18 protein-coding genes and 1 pseudogene are annotated in these 21164 nt (G+C 60.3%); 16 read left to right on the forward strand and 3 right to left on the reverse strand.

Annotated features, from left to right (window positions below; all coding sequences use genetic code 11):
- The first annotated feature begins 96 nt into the window (after positions 1 to 96).
- The 5 genes from AB0O52_RS19820 (at position 97) to AB0O52_RS19840 (ending at position 5465) form a co-directional block, all read left to right on the forward strand.
- Positions 97 to 903, forward strand: a complete 807-nt coding sequence (locus tag AB0O52_RS19820) for a substrate-binding domain-containing protein (RefSeq protein ID WP_364541403.1) — start codon at positions 97 to 99, stop codon at positions 901 to 903.
- A complete protein-coding gene (locus AB0O52_RS19825) occupies positions 900 to 2519 on the forward strand; it encodes a sugar ABC transporter ATP-binding protein (protein WP_364541263.1) in 1620 nt (539 codons plus the stop codon). Before AB0O52_RS19820 ends, AB0O52_RS19825 begins: the two co-directional genes overlap by 4 nt.
- A 61-nt stretch (positions 2520 to 2580) precedes the next feature.
- On the forward strand, positions 2581 to 3471 hold the full coding sequence (locus tag AB0O52_RS19830) for an ABC transporter permease (protein WP_364541265.1): 891 nt from the start codon (positions 2581 to 2583) through the stop codon (positions 3469 to 3471).
- Positions 3471 to 3986 carry a nuclear transport factor 2 family protein gene (locus AB0O52_RS19835; RefSeq protein ID WP_364541268.1) on the forward strand — a complete coding sequence of 172 codons (516 nt, stop codon included), beginning with the start codon at positions 3471 to 3473 and terminating at the stop codon, positions 3984 to 3986. Before AB0O52_RS19830 ends, AB0O52_RS19835 begins: the two co-directional genes overlap by 1 nt.
- Positions 3987 to 3995: 9 nt before the next feature.
- Positions 3996 to 5465 (forward strand): amidase family protein, encoded by a 1470-nt coding sequence (locus tag AB0O52_RS19840; protein ID WP_364541271.1) that lies wholly within the window; start codon positions 3996 to 3998, stop codon positions 5463 to 5465.
- A gap of 199 nt (positions 5466 to 5664) precedes the next feature.
- On the opposite strand, the gene AB0O52_RS19845 is transcribed toward AB0O52_RS19840, so the two are convergent.
- On the reverse strand, positions 5665 to 6903 hold the full coding sequence (locus AB0O52_RS19845; RefSeq protein WP_364541405.1) for an IS110 family transposase: 1239 nt from the start codon (positions 6901 to 6903) through the stop codon (positions 5665 to 5667).
- Positions 6904 to 7758: 855 nt separating this feature from the next.
- Here AB0O52_RS19845 and AB0O52_RS19850 point away from each other — a divergent pair.
- From AB0O52_RS19850 to AB0O52_RS19875, 6 genes are all read left to right on the forward strand, one after another.
- Entirely contained in the window at positions 7759 to 8553 is a 795-nt protein-coding gene (locus AB0O52_RS19850; protein ID WP_364541274.1) for a DeoR/GlpR family DNA-binding transcription regulator, read from the forward strand.
- A 526-nt stretch (positions 8554 to 9079) separates the two neighbouring features.
- Positions 9080 to 10615, forward strand: coding sequence for an amino acid permease (locus AB0O52_RS19855; protein WP_364541277.1), 1536 nt, complete (start codon positions 9080 to 9082; stop codon positions 10613 to 10615).
- Positions 10612 to 12027: an FGGY family carbohydrate kinase gene (locus AB0O52_RS19860; protein WP_364541280.1), complete on the forward strand. Its 1416-nt coding sequence runs from the start codon at positions 10612 to 10614 to the stop codon at positions 12025 to 12027. Before AB0O52_RS19855 ends, AB0O52_RS19860 begins: the two co-directional genes overlap by 4 nt.
- A gap of 17 nt (positions 12028 to 12044) precedes the next feature.
- Complete coding sequence (locus AB0O52_RS19865) at positions 12045 to 13493, forward strand: NAD(P)/FAD-dependent oxidoreductase (protein WP_364541283.1); 1449 nt, start codon at positions 12045 to 12047, stop codon at positions 13491 to 13493.
- Positions 13490 to 14746, forward strand: a complete 1257-nt coding sequence (locus AB0O52_RS19870) for an FAD-dependent oxidoreductase (RefSeq protein ID WP_364541286.1) — start codon at positions 13490 to 13492, stop codon at positions 14744 to 14746. The genes AB0O52_RS19865 and AB0O52_RS19870 overlap by 4 nt, the downstream gene beginning before the upstream one ends.
- A gap of 89 nt (positions 14747 to 14835) precedes the next feature.
- On the forward strand, positions 14836 to 15222 hold the full coding sequence (locus AB0O52_RS19875; RefSeq protein ID WP_364541288.1) for a RidA family protein: 387 nt from the start codon (positions 14836 to 14838) through the stop codon (positions 15220 to 15222).
- A gap of 139 nt (positions 15223 to 15361) precedes the next feature.
- Here the strand turns inward: AB0O52_RS19875 and AB0O52_RS19880 are convergent, their stop codons facing one another.
- A complete protein-coding gene (locus tag AB0O52_RS19880) occupies positions 15362 to 15904 on the reverse strand; it encodes a hypothetical protein (protein WP_364541408.1) in 543 nt (180 codons plus the stop codon).
- Positions 15905 to 15967: 63 nt separating this feature from the next.
- Positions 15968 to 16132 (reverse strand): annotated as a pseudogene (locus AB0O52_RS19885) (DeoR family transcriptional regulator); the annotation flags it as partial.
- A 414-nt stretch (positions 16133 to 16546) separates the two neighbouring features.
- Between AB0O52_RS19885 and AB0O52_RS19890 the strand changes: the two are divergent.
- From AB0O52_RS19890 to AB0O52_RS19910, 5 genes are read left to right on the forward strand one after another with little or no spacing between them, the layout of a single operon-like run.
- The gene (locus tag AB0O52_RS19890; protein ID WP_364541290.1) at positions 16547 to 17647 is read left to right on the forward strand and encodes an extracellular solute-binding protein; all 1101 of its coding nucleotides are present in this window, start codon (positions 16547 to 16549) and stop codon (positions 17645 to 17647) included.
- 2 nt (positions 17648 to 17649) lie between these two features.
- The gene (locus AB0O52_RS19895) at positions 17650 to 18744 is read left to right on the forward strand and encodes an ABC transporter ATP-binding protein (RefSeq protein WP_364541293.1); all 1095 of its coding nucleotides are present in this window, start codon (positions 17650 to 17652) and stop codon (positions 18742 to 18744) included.
- Between the two features lie 30 nt (positions 18745 to 18774).
- The gene (locus AB0O52_RS19900) at positions 18775 to 19464 is read left to right on the forward strand and encodes an RraA family protein (RefSeq protein ID WP_364541296.1); all 690 of its coding nucleotides are present in this window, start codon (positions 18775 to 18777) and stop codon (positions 19462 to 19464) included.
- The gene (locus AB0O52_RS19905) at positions 19454 to 20368 is read left to right on the forward strand and encodes an ABC transporter permease (protein ID WP_364541298.1); all 915 of its coding nucleotides are present in this window, start codon (positions 19454 to 19456) and stop codon (positions 20366 to 20368) included. The genes AB0O52_RS19900 and AB0O52_RS19905 overlap by 11 nt, the downstream gene beginning before the upstream one ends.
- The gene (locus AB0O52_RS19910) at positions 20365 to 21162 is read left to right on the forward strand and encodes an ABC transporter permease (RefSeq protein WP_364541301.1); all 798 of its coding nucleotides are present in this window, start codon (positions 20365 to 20367) and stop codon (positions 21160 to 21162) included. The genes AB0O52_RS19905 and AB0O52_RS19910 overlap by 4 nt, the downstream gene beginning before the upstream one ends.
- Positions 21163 to 21164 lie beyond the last annotated feature (2 nt).

A 21164-nucleotide genomic window follows, 5' to 3' on the forward strand; every position in this document is an offset into this window, starting at 1 on the left:
CGGAACTCCGCCCCATAAGCCGTGGGCATGGTCAACATCCTTCCACGAGCACAAGCTCGCTAGGTCAAGGAGTCAACAAAACCGGGGGCAGCCCCCATCGACGGCAAAGACACAGCGGACTCCCAAAATGCGGCTGTTCAGCAGGCGCTTGCCTTGAAGCCTGACGGGATCATCACGTTTGCGATCAACCCCTCGACCATCCAAGGCTCTCTCAGCCAGGCCCGTCAGCAGGGAGTAAAGGTCGTCGCATCCTCGGCGACGTCTTCTAATCTGGTTGATTTCTCTAACAACCCTAGCGAACAGGCATGGAACGATAGTGGCTCACTGCTTGCCGACTACGCGATCGTCAAGACTCAGGGGGCAGTCAAGGCACTCGTCCTGCACGACACTGGGTTCGACGTCCTTAATGCGCGGCATGGTGCATTCGTAGAACGACTCAAGAGCTGCTCGACTTGCCAAATTCTTGAGGACCAGACCTTCACATTCTCGGATCTTGCCAACGCTGTTCCCCGTCTTGTGCAGCAGATGGCCCAGCGAAACCCGGACTTCAACACTATCTACATCGACTACGACTATGCAGTCCCAGCAGTTCTTCAGGGGCTCAGATCTATTGGAGCTGAAGGCAAGGTGGTCCTCGGATCAGACGGAACATCCGCCGCTATTCAGCTCATCAGCAGCGGCGGCGGGCAAACGGCCACAACCGCGTTCGCCCTCGGATGGATCGGCTGGTCCGACGTGGACGCAATAAATCGCATTTTCGCCGGCCAGGACCCTAAACCTGCTGCTGATGTCTTGGGAGTAAAGGTCATCGATCAGGCTATCGCCAAGACAATCCCCGGTCTCTGGGAAGGGGACGTGGACTTCCGGGCAGCGTACTTGAAACTTTGGGGTGTGAAGCCGTGACGTCCGAGCAAGTCGTGGGTCTGACGGGCGTAACAAAACGATTCGCAGGTCAGACGGCACTGGATGGGATAGATATCGATTTTCGCCCGGGTGAGATCCACGGTCTGGCAGGAATGAACGGTTCCGGAAAGTCAACGCTTGTAAAGGTACTAGCCGGCGTTCATCAAGCTGATGAAGGACATGTCGTTGTGGATGGCAGATCCATCGATGACATGAATCCTCAAAAAGCACACGACCTCGGATTCCGCTTCATTCACCAGGATCCAGCCGTCTTTACAAGCCAGACGGTCATGGACAATGTCGCACTCGGCGCTCGATACCGGCACAGTAGCCGAGTGATCCTCAATGAAGCTACCGAATGCGCAGCGGCTCGCGAAGCAATGTCACGCCTCGGTATCGAACACATCAATCCCCGGTCGCGGATGGGAGATCTATCACAGACCGAACGGACTATGGTCGCGATTGCTCGAGCCGTACAGGATCTCTGGGCAGGCCTGGATGTTCGGCTCCTTGTGATGGACGAACCTACAGCCTCCCTGCCAGAGAATGAAGCCCGCATCGTATTTGATATTGTTCGCAAAGTTGCCGGTCAAGGCGTGCCCATACTTTACATTACGCACGATCTAGGCGCCCTTGTCTCACTTGCATCACGAGTAACCATTCTTCGTGACGGCAAGAGGGTCGACACGAGAGATACCTCGACAACTAGCGAACGCGGGCTAGCAACGCTCATGGCTGGTTCCGCGTTTTCGGCCACGCAGCATGCAAGGCAACGGCTTCCGTCTGAGGAAACGCCCGTCGTAATGAGCTGCGAGTCTCTAGCAGGGGGGCGAGTAAGTGGTCTAGACCTTGCACTGCGCGAAGGAGAGATCCTAGGAATAGCCGGCCTGCTCGGATCAGGGCGGAGCACAGTCATGCGGCTAATATCTGGAGCGCAAACACGGTTGGGGTCCGTCAAAGTTGGCGATACTCCCGTTCCTCCAGGCAGTCCCCAGGCAGCGGTGCGGGCTGGCATCGCGTTTGTTCCCGAAGACCGGCGAACCCACGGAGCCTTCAACAACATGACCATGCTTGAGAACTTGAGCGTGGCATCTCTCGCCGGATTCTCTAGCCCAAAATGGATCGACCGTAAAAGCGAACGAAAGGAAATGGGCCAAACTATGGACGCCTTTGATGTTCGTCCGCGACAGCCTGACAAGCTTTTTCGTCTCTTCAGCGGTGGCAATCAGCAAAAGGCGATCATTGGCAGATGGGCGCGGCTCGCACCTAAGATTCTCCTTCTAGATGAGCCAACGCAGGGCGTCGATGTGCACGCCCGCGTACAAATACATAACGCAATCCGCAACATGGCAGCAGACGGAATGAGTATCGTCGTCGTCTCATCAGACTTTACCGAACTCAAAGAACTCACCGACCGAATCATAGTGATGAGGCAAGGCCGGATACGTTCCCAAATAAATACAGAATCTGTCTCCGAGGACGAAATTCTTCACCTCGCTGCAACGGACGAAATTCCTCACTCCATTGCACCGAAGTGTAACTACAAGGTAAGGCTGGGCAATGACGACAAAAATAACAGAACGACCACCTGTTCGGCCAACGCGGGAGGACGATAACGCACGCCCGTCAAAGGCGATCAGGTTACTCAACCCTCGGTGGTATGGATTCTACGCGCTCTTGGCACTTGTATTGATGTTCAGCTTGATGCTGCCTCGCACCTTCCCAACGTCCACCAATGTCACGGCGATCCTCAGTAACGAAGCAGTCGGGGTAATGCTCGCAGTGGGGATGCTGGTTCCTGTCGTCGCCGGCTATTTCGATCTCTCTCTGGCCAGCATCCTGACCCTTTCGATGATCATTTCGATCGGGCTATTTCAATTCTTCTCGGTCCCAACATGGGTTGCGTGCCTTGCAGGGGTGGCGGCGGGTACACTCGTCGGATTTATCAATGGCATGTGCGTCGCATGGTTGAAAATCAATGCCATGGTGGCGACTCTGGCCACGGGCAGCATCGCACTCGGTATCGCGTTGTGGTGGACAAATGGATCCATTTTCGCTTCAAACGTTCCTAAGAGTTTTCGAATCCTCGGCGATCGTGTATTCGGCATCCCTCTCCCGATCGTTTACGCGGCCATCCTCTGTCTTGTCATCTGGTGGGTCCTCGAAAGGACGCCCACAGGGCGATACCTGTATTCAATGGGTGACAATCCGGAGGCGGCCCGCCTTGTGGGTCTCCCCACGACACGACTAACCATCAGCGCGTTCATGGCCTCAGGAACCGTCGCCGGCCTAGCTGGTGTCGTGGAGGGCGCGATACTCGGCTCGGGAAACCCGCAGGTTGGGGCGAACTTCCTTCTCCCAGCGTTTGCAGCCGTTTTTCTGGGTGCAGCGATTTACACGATTGGTCGATACAACGTCATCGGAAGCATTGTTGCAGTCCTCATTCTCGCGGTGCTAGTGGCAGGACTGCAACAGTTCGGACTTCCGTTCTATATCGAATCACTGCTCAAAGGCGGAGTCCTCCTAGCGGCTGTTGCGTTCACCTCTGGCCGATTCGCGAGGCGATAGTGGCGCCGTCGGACACAAATTTGGAAGACCGTCTAGGCCGCCTCGAAGCTCTCGAAGATCTGCGCGGACTGAAGAACTTGTATGCGCAGATCTGCGACACCGGCTACAACGGAGGGGCTTTGGCTGAATTATTCACGGAAGACGGAACCTGGGAAAGCAATACTTTCCCCCTCGTACGAGGACGCTCGGAAATCAAACGCTTCATGGATCGTTTCGGCTCAGGAGTATTTCCCTGGGCGGTACACTATATGTCCAATCCTCGCATAGAGGTTAGTGGAGACCTGCAAAGCGCCCGAGGTCGATGGGAACTGCTCCAACTGGCGACGAAGGCAGCTGAATCCGGTTCGTTTGAACCCATAATTGCCATGGGATCGTACGATGACGAATTCATCAAGATAGACGGAACGTGGCGCTTCGCCAAGGTATCAGTCCATTTCCACCACGTGGGCAACATATCCAAAGGTTGGGCGGCCGAAAATAGCCCCAAGATTGCCGCACTTACGGTGGAGAAGTAAATGGGACCTATGCAGAATTCCCTTGCTAACTACCTGGAGAACTTGGTTGATGTTTCGGGTCTGGTCGTTTTCGCTACTGAACTTGCAGAAGCCCTCGAGCAACTGCCTGCCTCTCCACCATTGCCCCTCTCAACGACGCTCCATAGGAGGCAGTTGCCAAGGAAGAAGATAGACGATCCGCTGAACGCTATCGTACGAGAAATCGATGTCCGAAGTGAGGCGAGTGGCCCGTTGGAGGGTCTGCGTGTAACTCTGAAGGATTCGATCGCCGTTGGCGGAATTGAGATGACGTGTGGATCGGCGGCGCTGCAGGGCTTCGTGCCGGCAGGAGATGCAACGGTCACACGTCGGCTGCTCGATGCTGGTTCCTCGTTGGTCGCAGTCACAAATATGGATGATCTCGCTCTTTCCGGCGGAGGTGACACGAGTTTCTACGGTCCAACAAGGAATCCATTTGATGCACATCGATCGGCTGGAGGCTCGTCGGGAGGTGCCGCTGCCTCTCTTCGCTACGAAGATGTCGACGTAGCAATCGGTACCGATCAGGGAGGCTCCGTTCGTCTTCCCGCCGCGTGGTGTGGCGTGATTGGTCTCAAACCCACACACGGCCTGGTCCCATACACGGGTGTCGTTGGAATGGACTCGTCCTTGGACCACGTCGGAATCATGGCCAAGAACGTGGGCGTAGTTGCAGATGTACTTGAAGTAATAGCTGGCGCCGACCCACTGGACCCCCGCCAACGCAATCTTCCGTCGCCAGACAGGGACTCATACAGCATTCAGAGCGTTCGTGGGATTGGTGACAATCGCTGGCGCGTTCGGGTGCTGAAGGCTGCCGTGGATAGATCGGATCACGCCGTGCGGTCTGCCTTTGAAACGGTGATGACGAAGTGGCGGGTCAAAGGCATAGAGGTAGACGATTGCAGCTTGGATGACGCCAGCTTCGGCCCTCTCTCAACAGGAATATTTGTTGAAGGCATGATTGCAACTCTGGCTGGAATACAGCCAACTTTTGCACAGGATGCTTATCATTGGACCGAACTAAATGATGCGCTCAGCCAAGGAGTCGCCGACAACTTCGACAAGCTCAGCCCATCTGTTATTACGGCGCTTATCGCGGGAAACGATTTGCAATCCAGGCGTCCGGGGCGGTCTTACAGCCAGGCCGCGAACGCCATCCACTCACTTCGTACAGCATATGATGGTGCGTTGCGCGACGTGGACTTCCTTGTGGCGCCTACTTCACCGTCTCTCCCCCACGTTCTTGACGCTTCAGTGGACGATGTCTCCCGAACTCGACGCGGGTGGGACGTACTGGCCAACACCGGCGCCGTTAACTTAACTGGGCATCCGGCGCTGTCCCTTCCCGCTGGTGTCTCAGACGGGTTACCTGTTGGCGTGATGATAGTTGCACCAAAATGGTCCGAAGGGCGGCTGCTCCAGTTCGCCAGCCAGCTCGAAGATAGCTTCATACGTTAAGGGAGAAATGGCGTAGGAACTGCCTTATGAACGGCAACGACCGTCGTTCGTGGCTAGCTCCGACGCCCCAAATTGGCGGCCCTTCGTAGATGAGCGTGGTTTGGGCCGTCTGACCTGAGTTGGCTCACGGGTCGTGGTCTCGGGCTGGGTCGGCGCTCTGACGCGAAGATTGAATTCGCGTCAGAGTCCGCTGCTGCGGTCAGCTAACGCGGTCGAGGTTCACTTGGTAGCCCATGGTTTCGAGCTGGTGGACTGCCCGGCTCTTTGCCCGTTCCGGCTGTAAACCGGTGTAGAAATCGCTGCCGGGGTCCTCGTAGAGGGTCCCGTCCATGCCCATGTGCCATATCGAGACGAGCATTTTGTGCTGGATCGCGACGTTTGCCTTCTGCGGACCCCGCCGGGAAGCGATCCGACGGTATCGGGCGCCGAGGTAGGTTGTCGGGTTCTGTGCACAGGCCATTGCCGCGGCGCCAAGGGCTCCTTGGAGGTAGGGGTTGCCTGGACGGGTCCTGGTGGATTTGACCCGTCCAGCGGACTCGTTACTGCCCGGGGTCGTGCCGGCCCAGGATGCAAGGTGGCCGGGTGTGGGGAATCTGGACATGTCCCCTCCGATTTCGGCGATGATCACCTCGGCGGTCAAGACGCTGATGCCGGGAATGGTGGTGATCAGCTCTCGGAATCCTTGAAAGGGTTTGATCACCGCTTGGATACGCGCGGTGATGTCCTCGATCGCGGCCGAGTGCCGGTCGATCAGGTCCAAATGCACCTGGGCGAGGAACGCGTGGTGCTCGCTGAACTGGCCGGTCAGCGCCTCGATCAGCTCCGGGATCTTCGAGCGCAGCCGTCGCTTGGCCAGCTCCGCGAGGACGGAGGGGTCGCGCTGGCCCTCGATCAGGGACTCGAGCATCAGCCGTCCGGAAACACCGGTGATGTCGGAGGCCACCGCGGAGAGTTTGATCCCGGCGTCTTCGAGGAGTTTCTCGAGCCGCTGGATCTCACGGCCTCGTTCACGGGTGATCGCGGTCCGGGCCCTGGTCAGGTCCCGTAATCTACGGATCGGCTCTGGTGGAACAAACGAACCGCGCACCAGGCCGTGCGCACCGAGCTGAGCTAGCCAGGTGGCGTCGGAGACATCGGTTTTGCGGCCTGGAAGATTCTTCACGTGCCGGGCGTTGACCAACATCACCTCGACGCCCGGCAGGTCTTCGAGCAGGTAGTAGAAGGGCTTCCAGTAGTCTCCGGTCGCTTCCATCACCACACAGGTGACCCTCTCAGCGGCAAGGTGTTCTCGCAATGCGAGGATCTGGTTGGTCATCGAGGCCCAGGTCGTCACTGTCTCGGTTGTTTTGCGACGCCCTGACGCGGCGATCCGGACACAGACCTTTGCGTCCCTCTTGGAGATGTCGAGCCCGGCACAACGGACATGGACGACTTCCATGGCTACTTCCTCCTCCATATCAAACAGGACCATCACTGATGTCCGTCGCGGGGAGGGCAGGGAGAAAAGGTAAGTCTGACGCTCGTGCTCGAAGGCAACAATCCACGGTTCCCGTGGAGCCCATCCACCACCATGCTGACCTACAGGCTCAGCGGCACTACAGAGCAATCGGGGTCGACCACGACGGACCCTTTCAGTGTGCGCCACGTAGGCGAGCAACGACCACAGACCAGCCGCTGCCAAATCTTCGCGCACCACGGCGCGCCCAGGAACGAAGGCGCCGCATTGCTGACCTGCGGTGATGACGGTGGATTGGTGCTTTTTCACGCACTAAGGGGTTTTGTTCTAGTGTCACCGTTGTGGCGTTCATCGGGAGGGTTCGGACGGCCCCGGGGGCGACGGCAGTGCAGATCGCTGATTTTGTGCCGGGTTGTCAGCAGATGAAGGCGCATCCGCCTTGGGGAAGTCCGCGGATTGAGCGGGCTGGGTGAATGGTGCATTGTCACCACGGAAGTAGCTGCGACCGGAGCGGCCGGATCGTGCAATGTTCCTGTCTGGGACGAGGTTGCCGACTCGGGCGAGGAGTCGGCGTTGGCGACCAGTCTTGTCGGTCGCAAGGGGTCGGTCGGCGTGAAGCCCGGGGTGACCGGGCGTGGTCCTGTCGCGCTCGAACTCCTCGGAACCCCGCTCGGTTGGCAAGTTGTGGAAATTGTTGCAAATTCGTATGATACACACAGAATTGCATCCTGCATCGGTGCTTCCGCTAGACGAAGATGTCCAGTCGACGCATCGGCACACCGGTCAAACCGCGCAGGAGCCGACTAGTAGAGGGCACTGAAGGCGATGGTTGGTCCAATGAAGCAGCCCCCCGAGGTCAGGCGCCGAAGAATCCTGGAACTCGTCAGCGAAGGGGATTTCCTCAGGCCCGCCGACATTGCAGCCATGATGTCTGTCTCGGGCGAAACCGTGCGCAGGGACCTTATGGCTTTGGAGAGGTCTGGGGAGCTCAAGCGCATCCATGGCGGAGCGATGCCTCCTGTCAAAGTGACGGAGAGCGAACCCGACAGGGCCAACCGCTCAATGGAAAACCCTCAGGAGAAGGGCGAGATCGGGGCCGCGGCTGCTGCGCTGGTCGGCGACGCCGACACCATCTTCCTCGATGTCGGAACCACCGTGGAAGCAGCGGCGAGGGCACTCTCGCCAACGTTCCATGGCATTGTCATCACCAATAGCCTGGTGGTGGGATCCATCCTGAGCGACCGTCCACAGATCGAACTATATGTGCTTGGCGGTCGTGTCCGAGCGGGAGAGATGACAACATACGGCCCGGACGCCCTTGCGCAAGTCCGAAGCTTCAACGCGAACTGGGCATTCCTTGGCGCTGGGGGAGTGGACGTACGGGCGGGCCTCACCGACTACTCATCCGAGGACGTGGCAATCAAGCAACTTATGATAGAAAAGTCCGCCAAAGCCTACGCTCTGGCAGTCGGTGACAAGCTCGGACGCGTCGCTGTCCGCCACGTCTGCGATCTCGACGAACTAACGGGAGTCATTACCGACGGCAAGGCCACTAGTCCCCGAATCAAGTCCCTGAAGGACGCCGGTATTGAAGTCCTCCAAGGTGGCGCCCCGAGCGAGGCGTCCCCCTAGTTCCTGCGGACCAGGCGGCGACGTTTGACCCGCACAATCCTGCCCGGCAGGGGCCCGCTGTGAACATACCCCGCACGAAAGTGCGGGGTATCAGCATTTAAGCCGCCCGGCACTCTACGACTTGGAGCAACGGTAAGCCCGTTGGGTTTTGTGGGTTCGCTCTCAGCCAGGGATCCTGAGGCAGATCGTGGAATTATGTGGACACATGTTAGTCAATGTTTCGCTGTGGATCCCCGTAAAACCAAGGAAAACCTGGGTGATTGTGACACTCGCAACAATTGTCTCTTGACGTTCTGGTCTTGCAGATCCATACTTTTCCTTATGAATCCTCATAAATCCACAAAATGGGTGGATGCGATTCCAACGCACGTGGCTCCCCCCGCCCCGTAGGCCGTACCCGGCCGCTGTCATGTCGCCATGAACATGAGGCACCACGGAACAACCAAATTCCAACGAACCAACACCCCGCCCGGCCTGACCCAGCAACGACGCTCCGACGGGCACTCATCGAAGGACATTCGCTCCAATGACACACAACCCCCTACCGGCAGACAGTATCGTGCCCGGCACGGACACAGACGTTGAAGAGTACGGCTACAAGCAGGAACTGAAGCGCGGAACGGGCAAATTCGCCTCTTTTGCTGTAGCTTTCGCGTTCGTTTCCATAGCCACGGGCATCTTCACTACCTATGGCGCGGTCCTCAACAGCTCCGGGCCTGCCGGCATCTGGACCTGGCCGATCGTCACGGTCGGGCAACTCATGGTCGCGCTGATCTTCGGCTCGTTGGCCGCCCGCATCCCGGTGACCGGCTACTCCTACCAATGGATGTCGCGCCTGGCCAACCCGGTGCTGGGCTGGATCATGGGCTGGATCTCCTTCACGTTCCTCGCCATCGTGGTGGTCGCCGTCGACTACACCATCGCTTCAACGGTGCTGCCTGTTCTCCTTGGCTACGAGGGAACCCCAGCGAACGCCTGGCTGATCACCAGCATTGTGCTGGCCCTGCAGGCCCTGTTGGTTGCGTTTTCCACGCGCTGGACGGAACGGGTGAACAACTTCGCCGTCTCGGCCGAGCTCATCGGCATGATCCTGCTCGTCGTACTTCTCATCGTCGTCGGCGCAGTGGCCAAGGAACTGAACCTGGGCAATCTGTTCTCCACAGGTTCCCTCCCGGCGCAGGATTACTTCAGCGTCGGTTCCTTGCTCCACGTCGGTCCTTGGATGATGGGGACTTTGTTGGGCGCGTTCACGATCGTGGGATTCGAATCCGCCGCCAACCTCGCCGAAGAAACCAAAGACCCTGCCAGGGTGGTGCCCCGCGCCATGTGGCAAGCCGTCCTCGCTTCCGGCATCCTGGGCTTCCTCTTCCTCCTGGCCATTACCATGCTGGCCGGCGATCCCGTAACCCTGGCCGGGTCCGGAACTCCCGTTGCCGACGTCATCAACCGTGTTCTCGGACCGGTCGTAGGCACCGCGCTGCTGGTGATGGTCGTCATTGCAATCTTTGCCTGCGGCATGGTGATTCTCATGACCGGAGTCCGGCTCGTGTGGGCAATGTCCCGCGACGATCGCTTCCCGGGCCACGCCGTGTGGCGCAAAGTGTCCCCGCGCTTCGGAACCCCCACCGCGGCAACCGGACTCATGTTCGTCCTTGGGGAGCTGATCCTCGGCCTCTTCGCCTTCCAGACCGACGCGCTCTTCAGCCTCTTCGGTGCCGCTACCCTGCTGCCCGCGGTAATCTATGCGGCTACGGTTCTTCTGTATATCGTCAAGCGCAAGAGCCTTCCCGCGAGCAAGGGATTCACCTTGGGCAAGTTCGAGGTACCAGTCATCATCCTTGCGGCCGCGTGGCTGATCTTCATGCTCTCTGTTTTCAGAGATTCATCCTTCATCAACTCCTGGTTGTACGTTGCCATCATGGTGGCAATCGGCGCTGTGTACCTGGTCTTCCTGCTCGTCCGACGCGGAGGTCCTTCCGGACTCGCGATGCCCGATCTGCACTCGATCGATGCCGAGCTCGACGCCGACGCCAAACATTCCGAAAGGACGCAGGGCAAGTGACCACCGTTCTATCCATCGACCAGGGCACGTCCGGAACCAAAGCCGTCGTCGTGTCTGAAGACGGCAAAGTCCTGGGCCTGGCCGAACAATCAGTCCGGCCGCACTACCTGCCCGGCAGCGGCGTCGAACAGGACCCGCAGGAACTGCTCGACTCCGTCCTTCAAACCGGAAGGGCCGCCGTCGCCCAGTCCGGTGCATTGATCGATATCGTCACCATCGCGAACCAAGGAGAAACTGTCCTGGCCTGGGACCCGGCGAGCGGCAAGCCACTATCGAACATGATCGTTTGGCAGGACCGGCGCGCCGAAAGCATCTGCGCCGGCCTCGCAGACCATCGGGATGAATTCGCAAGCCGCACCGGACTCGTCCTCGACCCGTACTTCTCCGCCCCCAAACAGGCGTGGATCAGGAAGAACGTCACCCGGGACGGTGTAGTGACCACCTCCGACAGCTGGCTCACCCACCATCTGACCGGTGAATTTGTCACGGACGTCAGCACAGCCAGCCGGTCGCTGACGACCAGTCTGGACAGCAGGGACTGGGACCCCGAACTGCTGGACCTGTTCGAACTGGGCGACGAAAAGCTCCCCAGGATTCTGCCGTCCGACGCGATCGCGGGCTCAACGACCGCCTTCGGAGGCCTCATGGCCGTCGGCGGCCTGATTGTGGATCAGCAGGCGGCACTCCTGGCCGAGAATTGCCTCGAAGCCGGCGAAGCGAAGTGCACCTTCGGCACGGGGGCGTTCTTGCTGGCCAACACCGGAACGTCGGCAACACGCTCGTCGGCCGGGCTCGCCGCGTCGGTCGCCTGGACTGTCAAAGACAAACCCACTTATTGCTTTGACGGGCAGGTGTACACGGCCGCGTCCGCCGTCAGGTGGCTCCAAGGAATGGGCTTCATCAAGTCAGCTTCAGAGCTCGACATCGTAGCTGCCGCAGACTCCGGCGGCGTGCTCAGCGTCCCTGCTTTCGCGGGCCTGGCCGCACCATGGTGGAGTCCGGAAGCCAAAGCCTCCCTCACGGGAATGACCCTGTCCACCGGGCCGGAACACATCGTGCTTGCCGTCCTGCAGGGTATCGCCGCGCAGGTCGCCGAGCTGGGCTTACTTGTCGCTTCAGACATCGGTCATCCACTCCAGCGCCTGCGGGCCGACGGCGGGCTGACGCAAAGCCGTGTTCTGATGCAGGCCGTCGCCGATCTCATGCAGATAGAGATCGACGTCTACCCCTCCCAGCACGCTACGCCCTTGGGCGCGGCTGCCCTGGCCAGAGTGGCGCTTGAACCATCCCTCCCACTCCAGGACGCCGTCGTTCCCTGGAGCCCCAGCACTGTCTATGAACCGAAGTGGTCGGCAGACCAAGCAGCCGAGTTCCGAGCGCGGTGGGCAACCGCCGTCGAGGCAACCCGGTGACGAAGGAGAACACCCGAATGAGCAACACCCAGAACAAAACCTACGATATCGCCGTGATCGGTGCCGGCATTGTGGGCTCAGCCATCGCGCGGAAACTGTCCGGGTACCGGCTCAGCGTCGCGCTCGTGGACGCGCGCGACGACGTAGGGGACGGGACGAGCAAGGCCAACACCGCGATCCTGCACACAGGATTCGACGCCAAGCCCGGAACCCTTGAGTCGAAGATGGTGCACGAGGGGTACCACTTGCTTTCCGAGTACGCCAAGCAGACGGGAATTCCGGTCGAGCACACCGGTGCCATCCTTGTGGCGTGGGATGACGAGCAGCGCGACGCCCTGCCAGGCCTGAAGGTCAAGGCCGAGCAAAACGGATATGCCAAGACCGAAATCATCGACGCTGCGGAAATCTACCGGCTCCTGCCGCACCTGGGCGAGGGCGCCCTGGCCGGGCTTTCCGTCCCGGACGAGTCCATCATCTGCACCTGGACGACCAACCTTGCCCTGGCGACTGACGCTGTGCAGCGGGGGACGGAACTCCTGCTCCGACGCAGGGTTTCCAGCATCGACAGGGTCGAGGGCGTCACGCACCTTTACACAAGCATCGACCGGATCAGCGCCCGCTGGGTGATCAACGCCGCCGGGCTGGGCGGGGACACGATCGACCAGCTCTTCGGCTATGACCGGATCCACCTGACCCCCCGACGCGGTGAGCTGTTGGTGTACGACAAGCAGGCACGGCCGCTCGTGGACAAAATCGTCCTGCCGGTGCCGACAGCATTGGGCAAGGGCGTGCTCGTCAGCCCCACCATTTACGGCAACGTGATGCTAGGCCCCACCGCCGAAGACCTCACCGACCGCACCGACACGGGAACGTCCGAGGGCGGCTTCGCCTTCCTGAGGGGCAAGGGCGAGAAGATCATGCCCAAACTCCTGGAAGAAGAGGTAACGGCCACTTATGCCGGACTACGCGCAGCCAGCGATTACCCCGACTACCTCATCGAGGTCGACACGGAACAGCAGTACGTGATCGCCGGCGGCATCCGCTCCACTGGCCTGACCTCCGGCATCGCCGTGGCCGAGTACGTCGACGAACTCCTCAGCGCATCGGGCGCCATTGAGCTTGTGAAACGCGACAACCTGCCCGAACCACCACACATGCCCAACATCGGCGAAGCCTTCCTCCGCCCTTACCAGGATGCGGCGAGGATCGCGGAAGATCCCGCGTACGGGAAGATCGTATGCTTCTGCGAACGTGTCACCGCCGGTGAAATCCGCGACACGTTCAGTTCCCCTATCCCGCCGTGCACACTGGACGGGCTGCGCCGCCGGACCCGCGCCCAGAACGGCCGGTGCCAGGGATTCTTCTGCGGCGCGGAAGTAAGCGAGCTTCTCGAATCCCGCGGCGAGAGCGCCAACGTCCCCATTAATCCGAAAGCAAAAGTTGCCAGCGTGGAGGTCATCAAGTGAGCACCAACGACACGGTCCTGACCCCGACCGTCCTGATCATCGGCGCCGGGCCGTCCGGGCTCCGCGCCGCAGCCGAATTGGCTCCCCGCGTGAGCGGCGAAGTCCTCGTCCTTGAACGGGAAAGCGTCGCTGGCGGCATCCCTCGGCACAGCGACCATCCCGGCTACGGAATCCGTGACATGGCCAAATTCATCGACGGGCCCAAATACGCCCGTATTCTGCGTGAGCAGGCGACCGCCGCCGGTGCGAGGATCCTCACCAACGCCATGGTCACCGACTGGGCAGGAGGGCGTTCCGTCAACGTCACGATGCCCGAAGGGCGAATGCGCGTCGATGCGAAGGTGATCATTCTCGCTACCGGTGCCAGGGAGCGGCCCCGTCCCGCCCGGCTCATTCCAGGTGACCGTGGCAAAGGCGTTTACACCACCGGACACCTGCAGAACATCATCCACCTCAAGCACGGCAAGGTCGGCAAACGGGCTGTTATCGTCGGCGCCGAGCTGGTCAGCTGGTCGGCAGCGATGACCTTGAAACACGCCAAGTGCAAGACGGTACTGATGACCACCGAATACCCGAAAGCGGATGCCTACCGGCTATTCAGCGGACCCGGAAAACTGTTCTTCGGCACCAAAGTGGCCACACGCACAAGGGTCACACGGATCATCGGAAAGCCGAACGTACAAGGTGTGGAGATCGAGAACATCGACACCGGTCAACGAAGGATCGTCGACTGCGACACCGTCATCCTCACCGGCGACTGGATCCCGGACAATGAACTCGCCCGTGCGGCCGACGTCGACATCGATCCGATCAGCAAGTCACCACTGGTGGACGCCGCCCTGCGTACCACCAAGCCCGGCATTTTCGCCATCGGCAACATGCTGCATCCCGTGGACACCGCCGACGTGGCGGCCCTCGACGGCGCTGCCGTAGCCGGGCACGTTGTCAACTACCTCCGGGGAGATCGGCCGGCCGGTGCACCGCTAAGTCTGACGGCGGACGCTCCGTTCAGGTGGGTGGCGCCCGCCTTGTTGCGCCAACACGATCCGGCGCCGCCCCGCCGTCGGCTTCTGCTCTGGAGCGATACCTACGTCCCGTTCCCCGAAGTGGTCCTGCGCCAAAACGGCGAAGTCATCGCCCGAAAGCGGCTTTGGTGGCCCGCAGCACCGGGCCGTGTTTTCCGCGTCCCGTCCAGCATGCTCGGCCAGATCAACTGGAACGCCGGCGCCGTCACCATCGGCCTCGCCAAATAGTCACCAGCACCGCCGGCCGCGCCCCCTGTTGGGGCGCTGCCGGACCATGCCCTGCACCAGCCGGGCAAAACCTACAATCAGGAGAACCCTTGAACGAGCGCCAGAACATCTCATCCGGATCCGCCCGCGAACCGATCCTCGGCTACTCCCGCGCGGTCCGCGTCGGAAACCAGATCGTCGTGGCAGGAACCACCGCCGGCTCCAGTAACGGCGCAGTCGGCGGAAACGATGCAGCCGCCCAGGCACGCGAAATCTTCAACCGCATCGAGACCGCCCTCATCCAGGCGGGCGGATCATTCGCGGACGTCGTACGCACCCGCGTCTACCTCACCAACATTGCAGATTTCGACGCCGTTGGCGCCGTCCACGGTGAAATCTTCGGCGACATCCGTCCCGTGACCGCCGTCGTCGAAGTCGGCGCCCTGGCGGCCGACGACCTCCTAGTCGAAGTCGAAGCCGACGCCATCCTGCAATAGCACTCGGCACCGCGTCACGCCACGCACCCTTTTGGCGCCCACACTGCTCCGAAACCCCGGAATCCCGGGCTCGCAGTCCGTTGGCGGCGTCGAAAACCTGCTCGGCGTGACGCGGCGCGGACGTGCAGGGGGTGGCGAGCTACGCGATGATTGTCACGCCGCCGCCTTTTTCGAGTGCTTCACGGATAGCGCTTGGTGGTTCGGAGTCGGTGATGAGCCCGGTGAGCTCCTGGAGCCCGGCGACTCGATGACGTGCTACCCGTCCGAATTTTGATGAGTCCGCCAAGACATACGAAACGGCGGAGTTTTGAATGATGACTTTCCGGGCCGCTGCTTCCTCAAGGTAGTAGTCGGTTAGTCCTGCCGCTGCATCGATTCCACCGGATCCAAGGAATGCGATGTCCGGGTGCAGGTCCCTAAAGAAGTTTTGGGCGTTGGAGTTGGACAGCGCCATATCCCCGCCTCGGAGCCTACCCCCGGCCACGTGGACCACCACGTTCGGATGGTTCGAAAGTTCGATGGCCACAAGCAGCGAATTGGTCGCTACCGTGCCGCGAAAATCACTCGGGATTGCCCTCGCCACGCTAAGCGCGGTTGTTCCGACATCCAGGACTACGAACTGCCCCGGCTCCAGCAACGAGGCAGCCGCTTGGCCAATTCTTTCCTTCGCCTCGCTTGCCACATTGGCACGCTCCGCAAACGGCGGTTCTTCCCCTGGCGGCAGTGGGAGGGGAGATGTCGCGCCCCCGTGGACTCGGGACAGGAGGCCACGTTTCTCCAACACTGCAAGATCCCGACGAATCGTCTCGTGCGAGACAGACAACGACTGGGCGAGATCCTCCGTGCTAACTACTCCCGTGCCATGGAGTTTGTACACGATCCGACGATGTCTTTCAGCAACTAGCATCATTGCCCGTTTCTGAGGGTTTCCGTGGGTTCATGTCATTCAGTATGTCCATAGCAATCGTGTCCTGCAAGCCCGAAGCGGCAAAGTTTTGACTACTAATGACCGATTGAGTGGACTTTGGACAGCTTCTGCGGGGGATTCGGCAACGCCGCGATCAGGGACCCTGGCTCCGCGGGCAGCGTGCGGACGGTTGGCCCGCACTCCATCGCCGCCCGCTGATTCCCTTATTTCCGCTGGAAGAAATGCGAAGCGACTACCGCATTTGAGTGGTGACTGGCGTGCGCCTGAACATGGCTGACGTCACACAAGGATGTAACCCTTGACACACAGCTATCCACAGTTCCACAATAAGTTCCACAAAACCCCACTATTTCGGGCAGTTCCAGTCAATGCAACATTTACCCACAGGAGCACAAATTGACTTCACTCAGATGGCGTCTCTTCAAGGGCGCCGCTTTGCTCGCGCTGCCAGCCCTGGCTCTCACGGCCTGCGGCGGATCAGCTTCCACCCAGCCGGCGAACGGAGACGACGTCTCCGGTGAGCTGGTGTTCAGCATTTACCCGGGTGTCTTCCAGGACAACTACGTCAAGTCCGTGGTTGAGCCATTTGAGAAGCTTCACCCGAATCTGAAGATCTCATTCGTTCAGGCCCGCACCAGCGCCGAATCACTCGCGGCGCTAAGGGCCGATAAGAACAACCCCAGCGTCGATGTATCGCTTTTGGATCTGGCGGTCGCACGCACGGCCAACGCCGAAGGGATCTTCCAAGCGCTGGATCCGGCAGCCGTTCCCAACCTGAAAGACCTCGATCCGAAGGCCCGCATCAACGGAGACTTCGGTGCCGGGGTCACGTTCGACATCGTCGCGCTGATGTACAACAGCAAGGCGGTGAAGAGCGCACCCGAGTCGTGGAACGCTCTCTGGGAAGACCCGGCGGCCAACGGCAAGACCGCCATCATCGGACCGCCTGATTTGACCAGCACGGTGGGGCTCACCGTCATCACGACCCAGATGGAGGGCGGCGACTACAAGAAGTCGGTCGATCAGGGAATTGCCAAGCTGGCCAAACTTTCATCCCGCGTGGAGACGTGGAATCCACAGCCTGACCCATACACCATGGTTCAGAACGGGAGCGCGTCCTACGGTGTGGGCTGGAATGCCCGCTCGCAGCTCTTCGCCGACCAGTCCAACGGCGCCATGAAAGCCGTCCTGCCTAAGGAAGGGACCGTCCTGCAGGTCAACACCCTCAATCAGGTGAAAGGGTCGCCGAATCCCAAGGCCGCGGCTGCTTTCATCAACTACGCTCTTGGCACCGAAGCCCAGGGCAGCTTTGCCAAGCTCATGGCCTATGCCCCGACCAACACAAAGGTCCAGCTCTCGGCCGAACTCCTTTCGAAGATTCCGGCCGCTGACCCTGCCAAATCCTCCCGCGTCATTCCCCTTGACTGGGATGTCGTCGTCAAGCAGCGCGATTCCTGGGCAACCCGGCTCAAGACCGAAGTTGTGGGGGCCAAGTAATAATGACTTCCGCAAGCCCTGACACGCGGGCAGGTTACCTGAGCATCAGTGCTCTGACAAAGAAGTACAAGAACACCCCCGTGGCCGCCGTCGACAGCGTTTCGCTCAAAGTCGATGAGGGCGACTTCCTCGCTCTCCTTGGACCGTCCGGGTGCGGCAAGACGACAACCCTGCGCATGATTGCCGGGCTTATTGAGCCGACTTCGGGTTCCGTTCACGTACAGGGCAAGGACATCACCAGAGCGCCGGTGCACAAAGGTTCCATCGGCATGGTGTTTCAAAGCTATGCACTGTTTCCGCATCTGGATGTGAAGTCGAACGTGGCCTATGGGCTGAAGATGCGACGTGTTCCGAAAACGGAAATCGCCGTTAGGGTGCAGAACGTGCTCGACTTGGTCAGGCTGGGACATTTGGCGGACAGGAGGGTGACCGCACTGTCCGGCGGGCAGCAACAACGTGTCGCGTTGGCCCGGGCAATAGTTGTAAATCCCCAACTGTTCCTGATGGATGAGCCGTTGTCCAACCTTGATGCGAAGCTCCGGGACGCCATGCGCACAGAGATCCGGAGCATTCAACGCAAGATGGGCATCACATCGGTTTTCGTGACCCACGACCAGGACGAGGCGCTGACGATGGCGGACAAGATCGCTGTCATGTCCGAGGGCGTTCTGGAACAGTTCGGCACGCCGAGTGACATCTTCGAACGTCCCGCTACCCGTTTCGTCGCCGAGTTCGTGGGCCAAGCCAACCTGATCGACAAGGTCCGCGTATCCGGGAGTGCCGGACGGCACCTGATTGAGGTGCCCGGGGCTGGCCATCTGAGCGTCCCCCGCATCTCTGGAGAGCCAGCCGGCACTTCGACGGCGATGATCCGGCCCCACCAGCTGAAGGCACGCAGTGCCTCGGATTCTCCCGACGGGATCAGGGGTGATGTGCGTTCGGCAACCTATTTTGGCGACACCATCCAGTATGAAATCCAGACCGGACAGAACCTCCTGAAGGTCCAGATGCGGGCAGACGGTTCGCCGACCCTCGCAGTCGGTTCGGAGGCTGCGGTCACGGCAGCCACGGACAACGTCCACTTCATCGCCGCCTGACGGCCCCCAAAACAGAACGAGGAAGCCCTCATGCCAATCATCGAACGCCCGAATGGCGCGCAGATCACCCCCGAGCTGAAGTCCAAATTGACGCGAGTCAGTTACCCGACCCTTGGCCACTTCCACGAACGCGGTTTCGTGGAACCTGAAATCCGATCGCACCTTCCCGGCAGCAAGATTCTGGGGCGGGCAGTAACTGTCCAGATCCCCGGGCTGGATTCATCCCTCATGCACAGGGCAGTAGCCCTCCTTGAACCAGGCGACGTCCTGGTCGTCTCCACAGGCGGAGACCGCCGACACGCACCGGTCGGGGAGGTCGTCGCCCATGCGGTCAAAGTCGCGGGAGGGGCCGCCATCGTTATTGACGGTGTTATGACTGATCTCAACGAAGTTACCCGCATCGGCCTCCCAGTCTTCGCACGAGGAACGAGCGTGCTCACGACGAAGTTGCTCGGCGTGAACCAAGGCGGGGTTAACATTCCGGTCAGCATCGGCGGCGTGGCAGTCTGCGCTGGCGACATCATCCTCGCTGACGACAACGGAGTCCTCGCACTCCCTGCATCGGATGCCGAAATCATCATCGACGAGGCGCTCGAATCCGATGCCAATGAGAACATGCTCATCCGCAAGCTGGACGAAGGAACTCCCCTCCCGGACGTGACTATCGCCAACCGGGCCCTGTCCCCGCACCTCGGAGTGGCTGCAGACCATGTCCACTAAGGAACTGAACCGGCCCGTCGAGGCTGCGCAGGGAAAGGCCTCCCGCGGGCTGGCCCCAATCTGGTCAACAACCTTGAAGCTCGCTCCCGGCCTACTTCTCATCGGTGTCATCTTCGGGGTCCCGCTCGCGTGGCTGCTGAGAATGTCCTTCAACCAGTCCGAGGCCGGGGGCATCATCCATGACGGCTTCGCGTTTGATTCCTACGCCGGGTTCTTTCACAGCACCTTCAACCTGGGCCTGATCGGACGAACCCTGTACCTTGGCGTCGCGGTGACAGCCGGCGCCTTCATCCTCGGATTCCCGCTCGCGCTCTTTCTTCTCCGCACACCATCCCGGTGGAAGAGCGCTCTTCTGGTGCTTGCCCTGGCTCCGCTCCTGACCAGCGCAGTGGTCCGTACCTTCGGCTGGATGGCCATCCTCGGGGACCAAGGCATCGTCAATGAAGTACTTTTGGGAACCGGTTTTATCTCCGAACCGATCAAGCTCGCGAACAACGAGGTAGGGGTCATCATCGCCCTGGTCGAGATCCTCATGCCCTACATGATCCTCAGCGTTGTCACCGGTTCATCCAGGCTCAACGACACGACAATGGAGGCCTCGGCGACGTTGGGAGGAAGTCCTGCCCGCACCTTCTTCCGCGTGGTCCTGCCCCTCACCTTGCCCGGGATCCTCACAGGATGCCTGCTGGTGTTCGTCCTGACCATCAGCTCCTTCGTCACCCCGGCACTAGTGGGTGGCGGAAGAGTATTTACCATGGCCACCGAGATCTTCGATCAGGCTGTCAACTCATTGAACTGGCCGCTGGCTGCCGCTATTTCCTTCATCCTCATGGCCCTTTTTGCCGGCGTGCTGGTGGGCTACCAGCGCATCATGAACCGCTTGGATTGGAGCCGTTCCTCATGACAACACGTGTCCTTGGCCGGTGGCCTGTCCGCCTCGGTGTCACACTCCTGTACCTGTTTCTGCTGGCCCCGATCATCATCACTGTCGTTATTTCGTTCTCCGCCGACGACTTCCTTCAGTTCCCGCCCAGCGGATGGAGCCTGAAGTGGTACCAGGCCCTGTTCGCCAACGGCGGAGGCTTCGCAAGTGCCCTGCAAGTCAGCGTTTTAGTCGCCACCGGCTCGTCAGCCCTTTCGGCCGCGGTTTCCATACCCGCCGCAGTAGCCCTGTCACGCGGCAAGTTCCGCGGGCGCCAGGCGGTTGAAAGCATCTTCCTGGCACCGCTGCTCGTCCCCGCGATCGTCGTCGGGCTCGGCCTGTTGCTCGTCTTCAGTCCTCTGGGGCTCAAGGGAACGTACCAAGGTCTCATTCTTGCCAACGCTGGCCTGGTCATTCCGTACGTTATCCGGACTACCTTGCTGAGCCTGACGACTATGGACGCACGGTGCGAAGAAGCCGCGCAAACGCTGGGAGCCTCGCCCGCCGTCGTCTTTCGCACGGTGACACTGCCCCTGATACTCCCCGGAGTGTTGTCGGGATTTGTCCTGGCCTTCCTGCTCACCTTCGACGAGGCCGTCGTGAGCCTGTTCCTGGTTTCCAGCAGGGTCAAGACGCTGCCTATCGCGATGTTCGACTACGTACAAACCCGGACAGACCCGCTCCTCGCGGCCGTCTCGACCATGCTGATCGTCTTGAGCGTCGTCATCGTGATCGTCGTGGAACGGCTCGTTGGCCTTCGTCGAGTCCTGCGCTAGCG

It is taken from the genome of Arthrobacter sp. NPDC080073 (genome assembly GCF_040686575.1).
Taxonomy (GTDB): Bacteria; Actinomycetota; Actinomycetes; order Actinomycetales; family Micrococcaceae; genus Arthrobacter.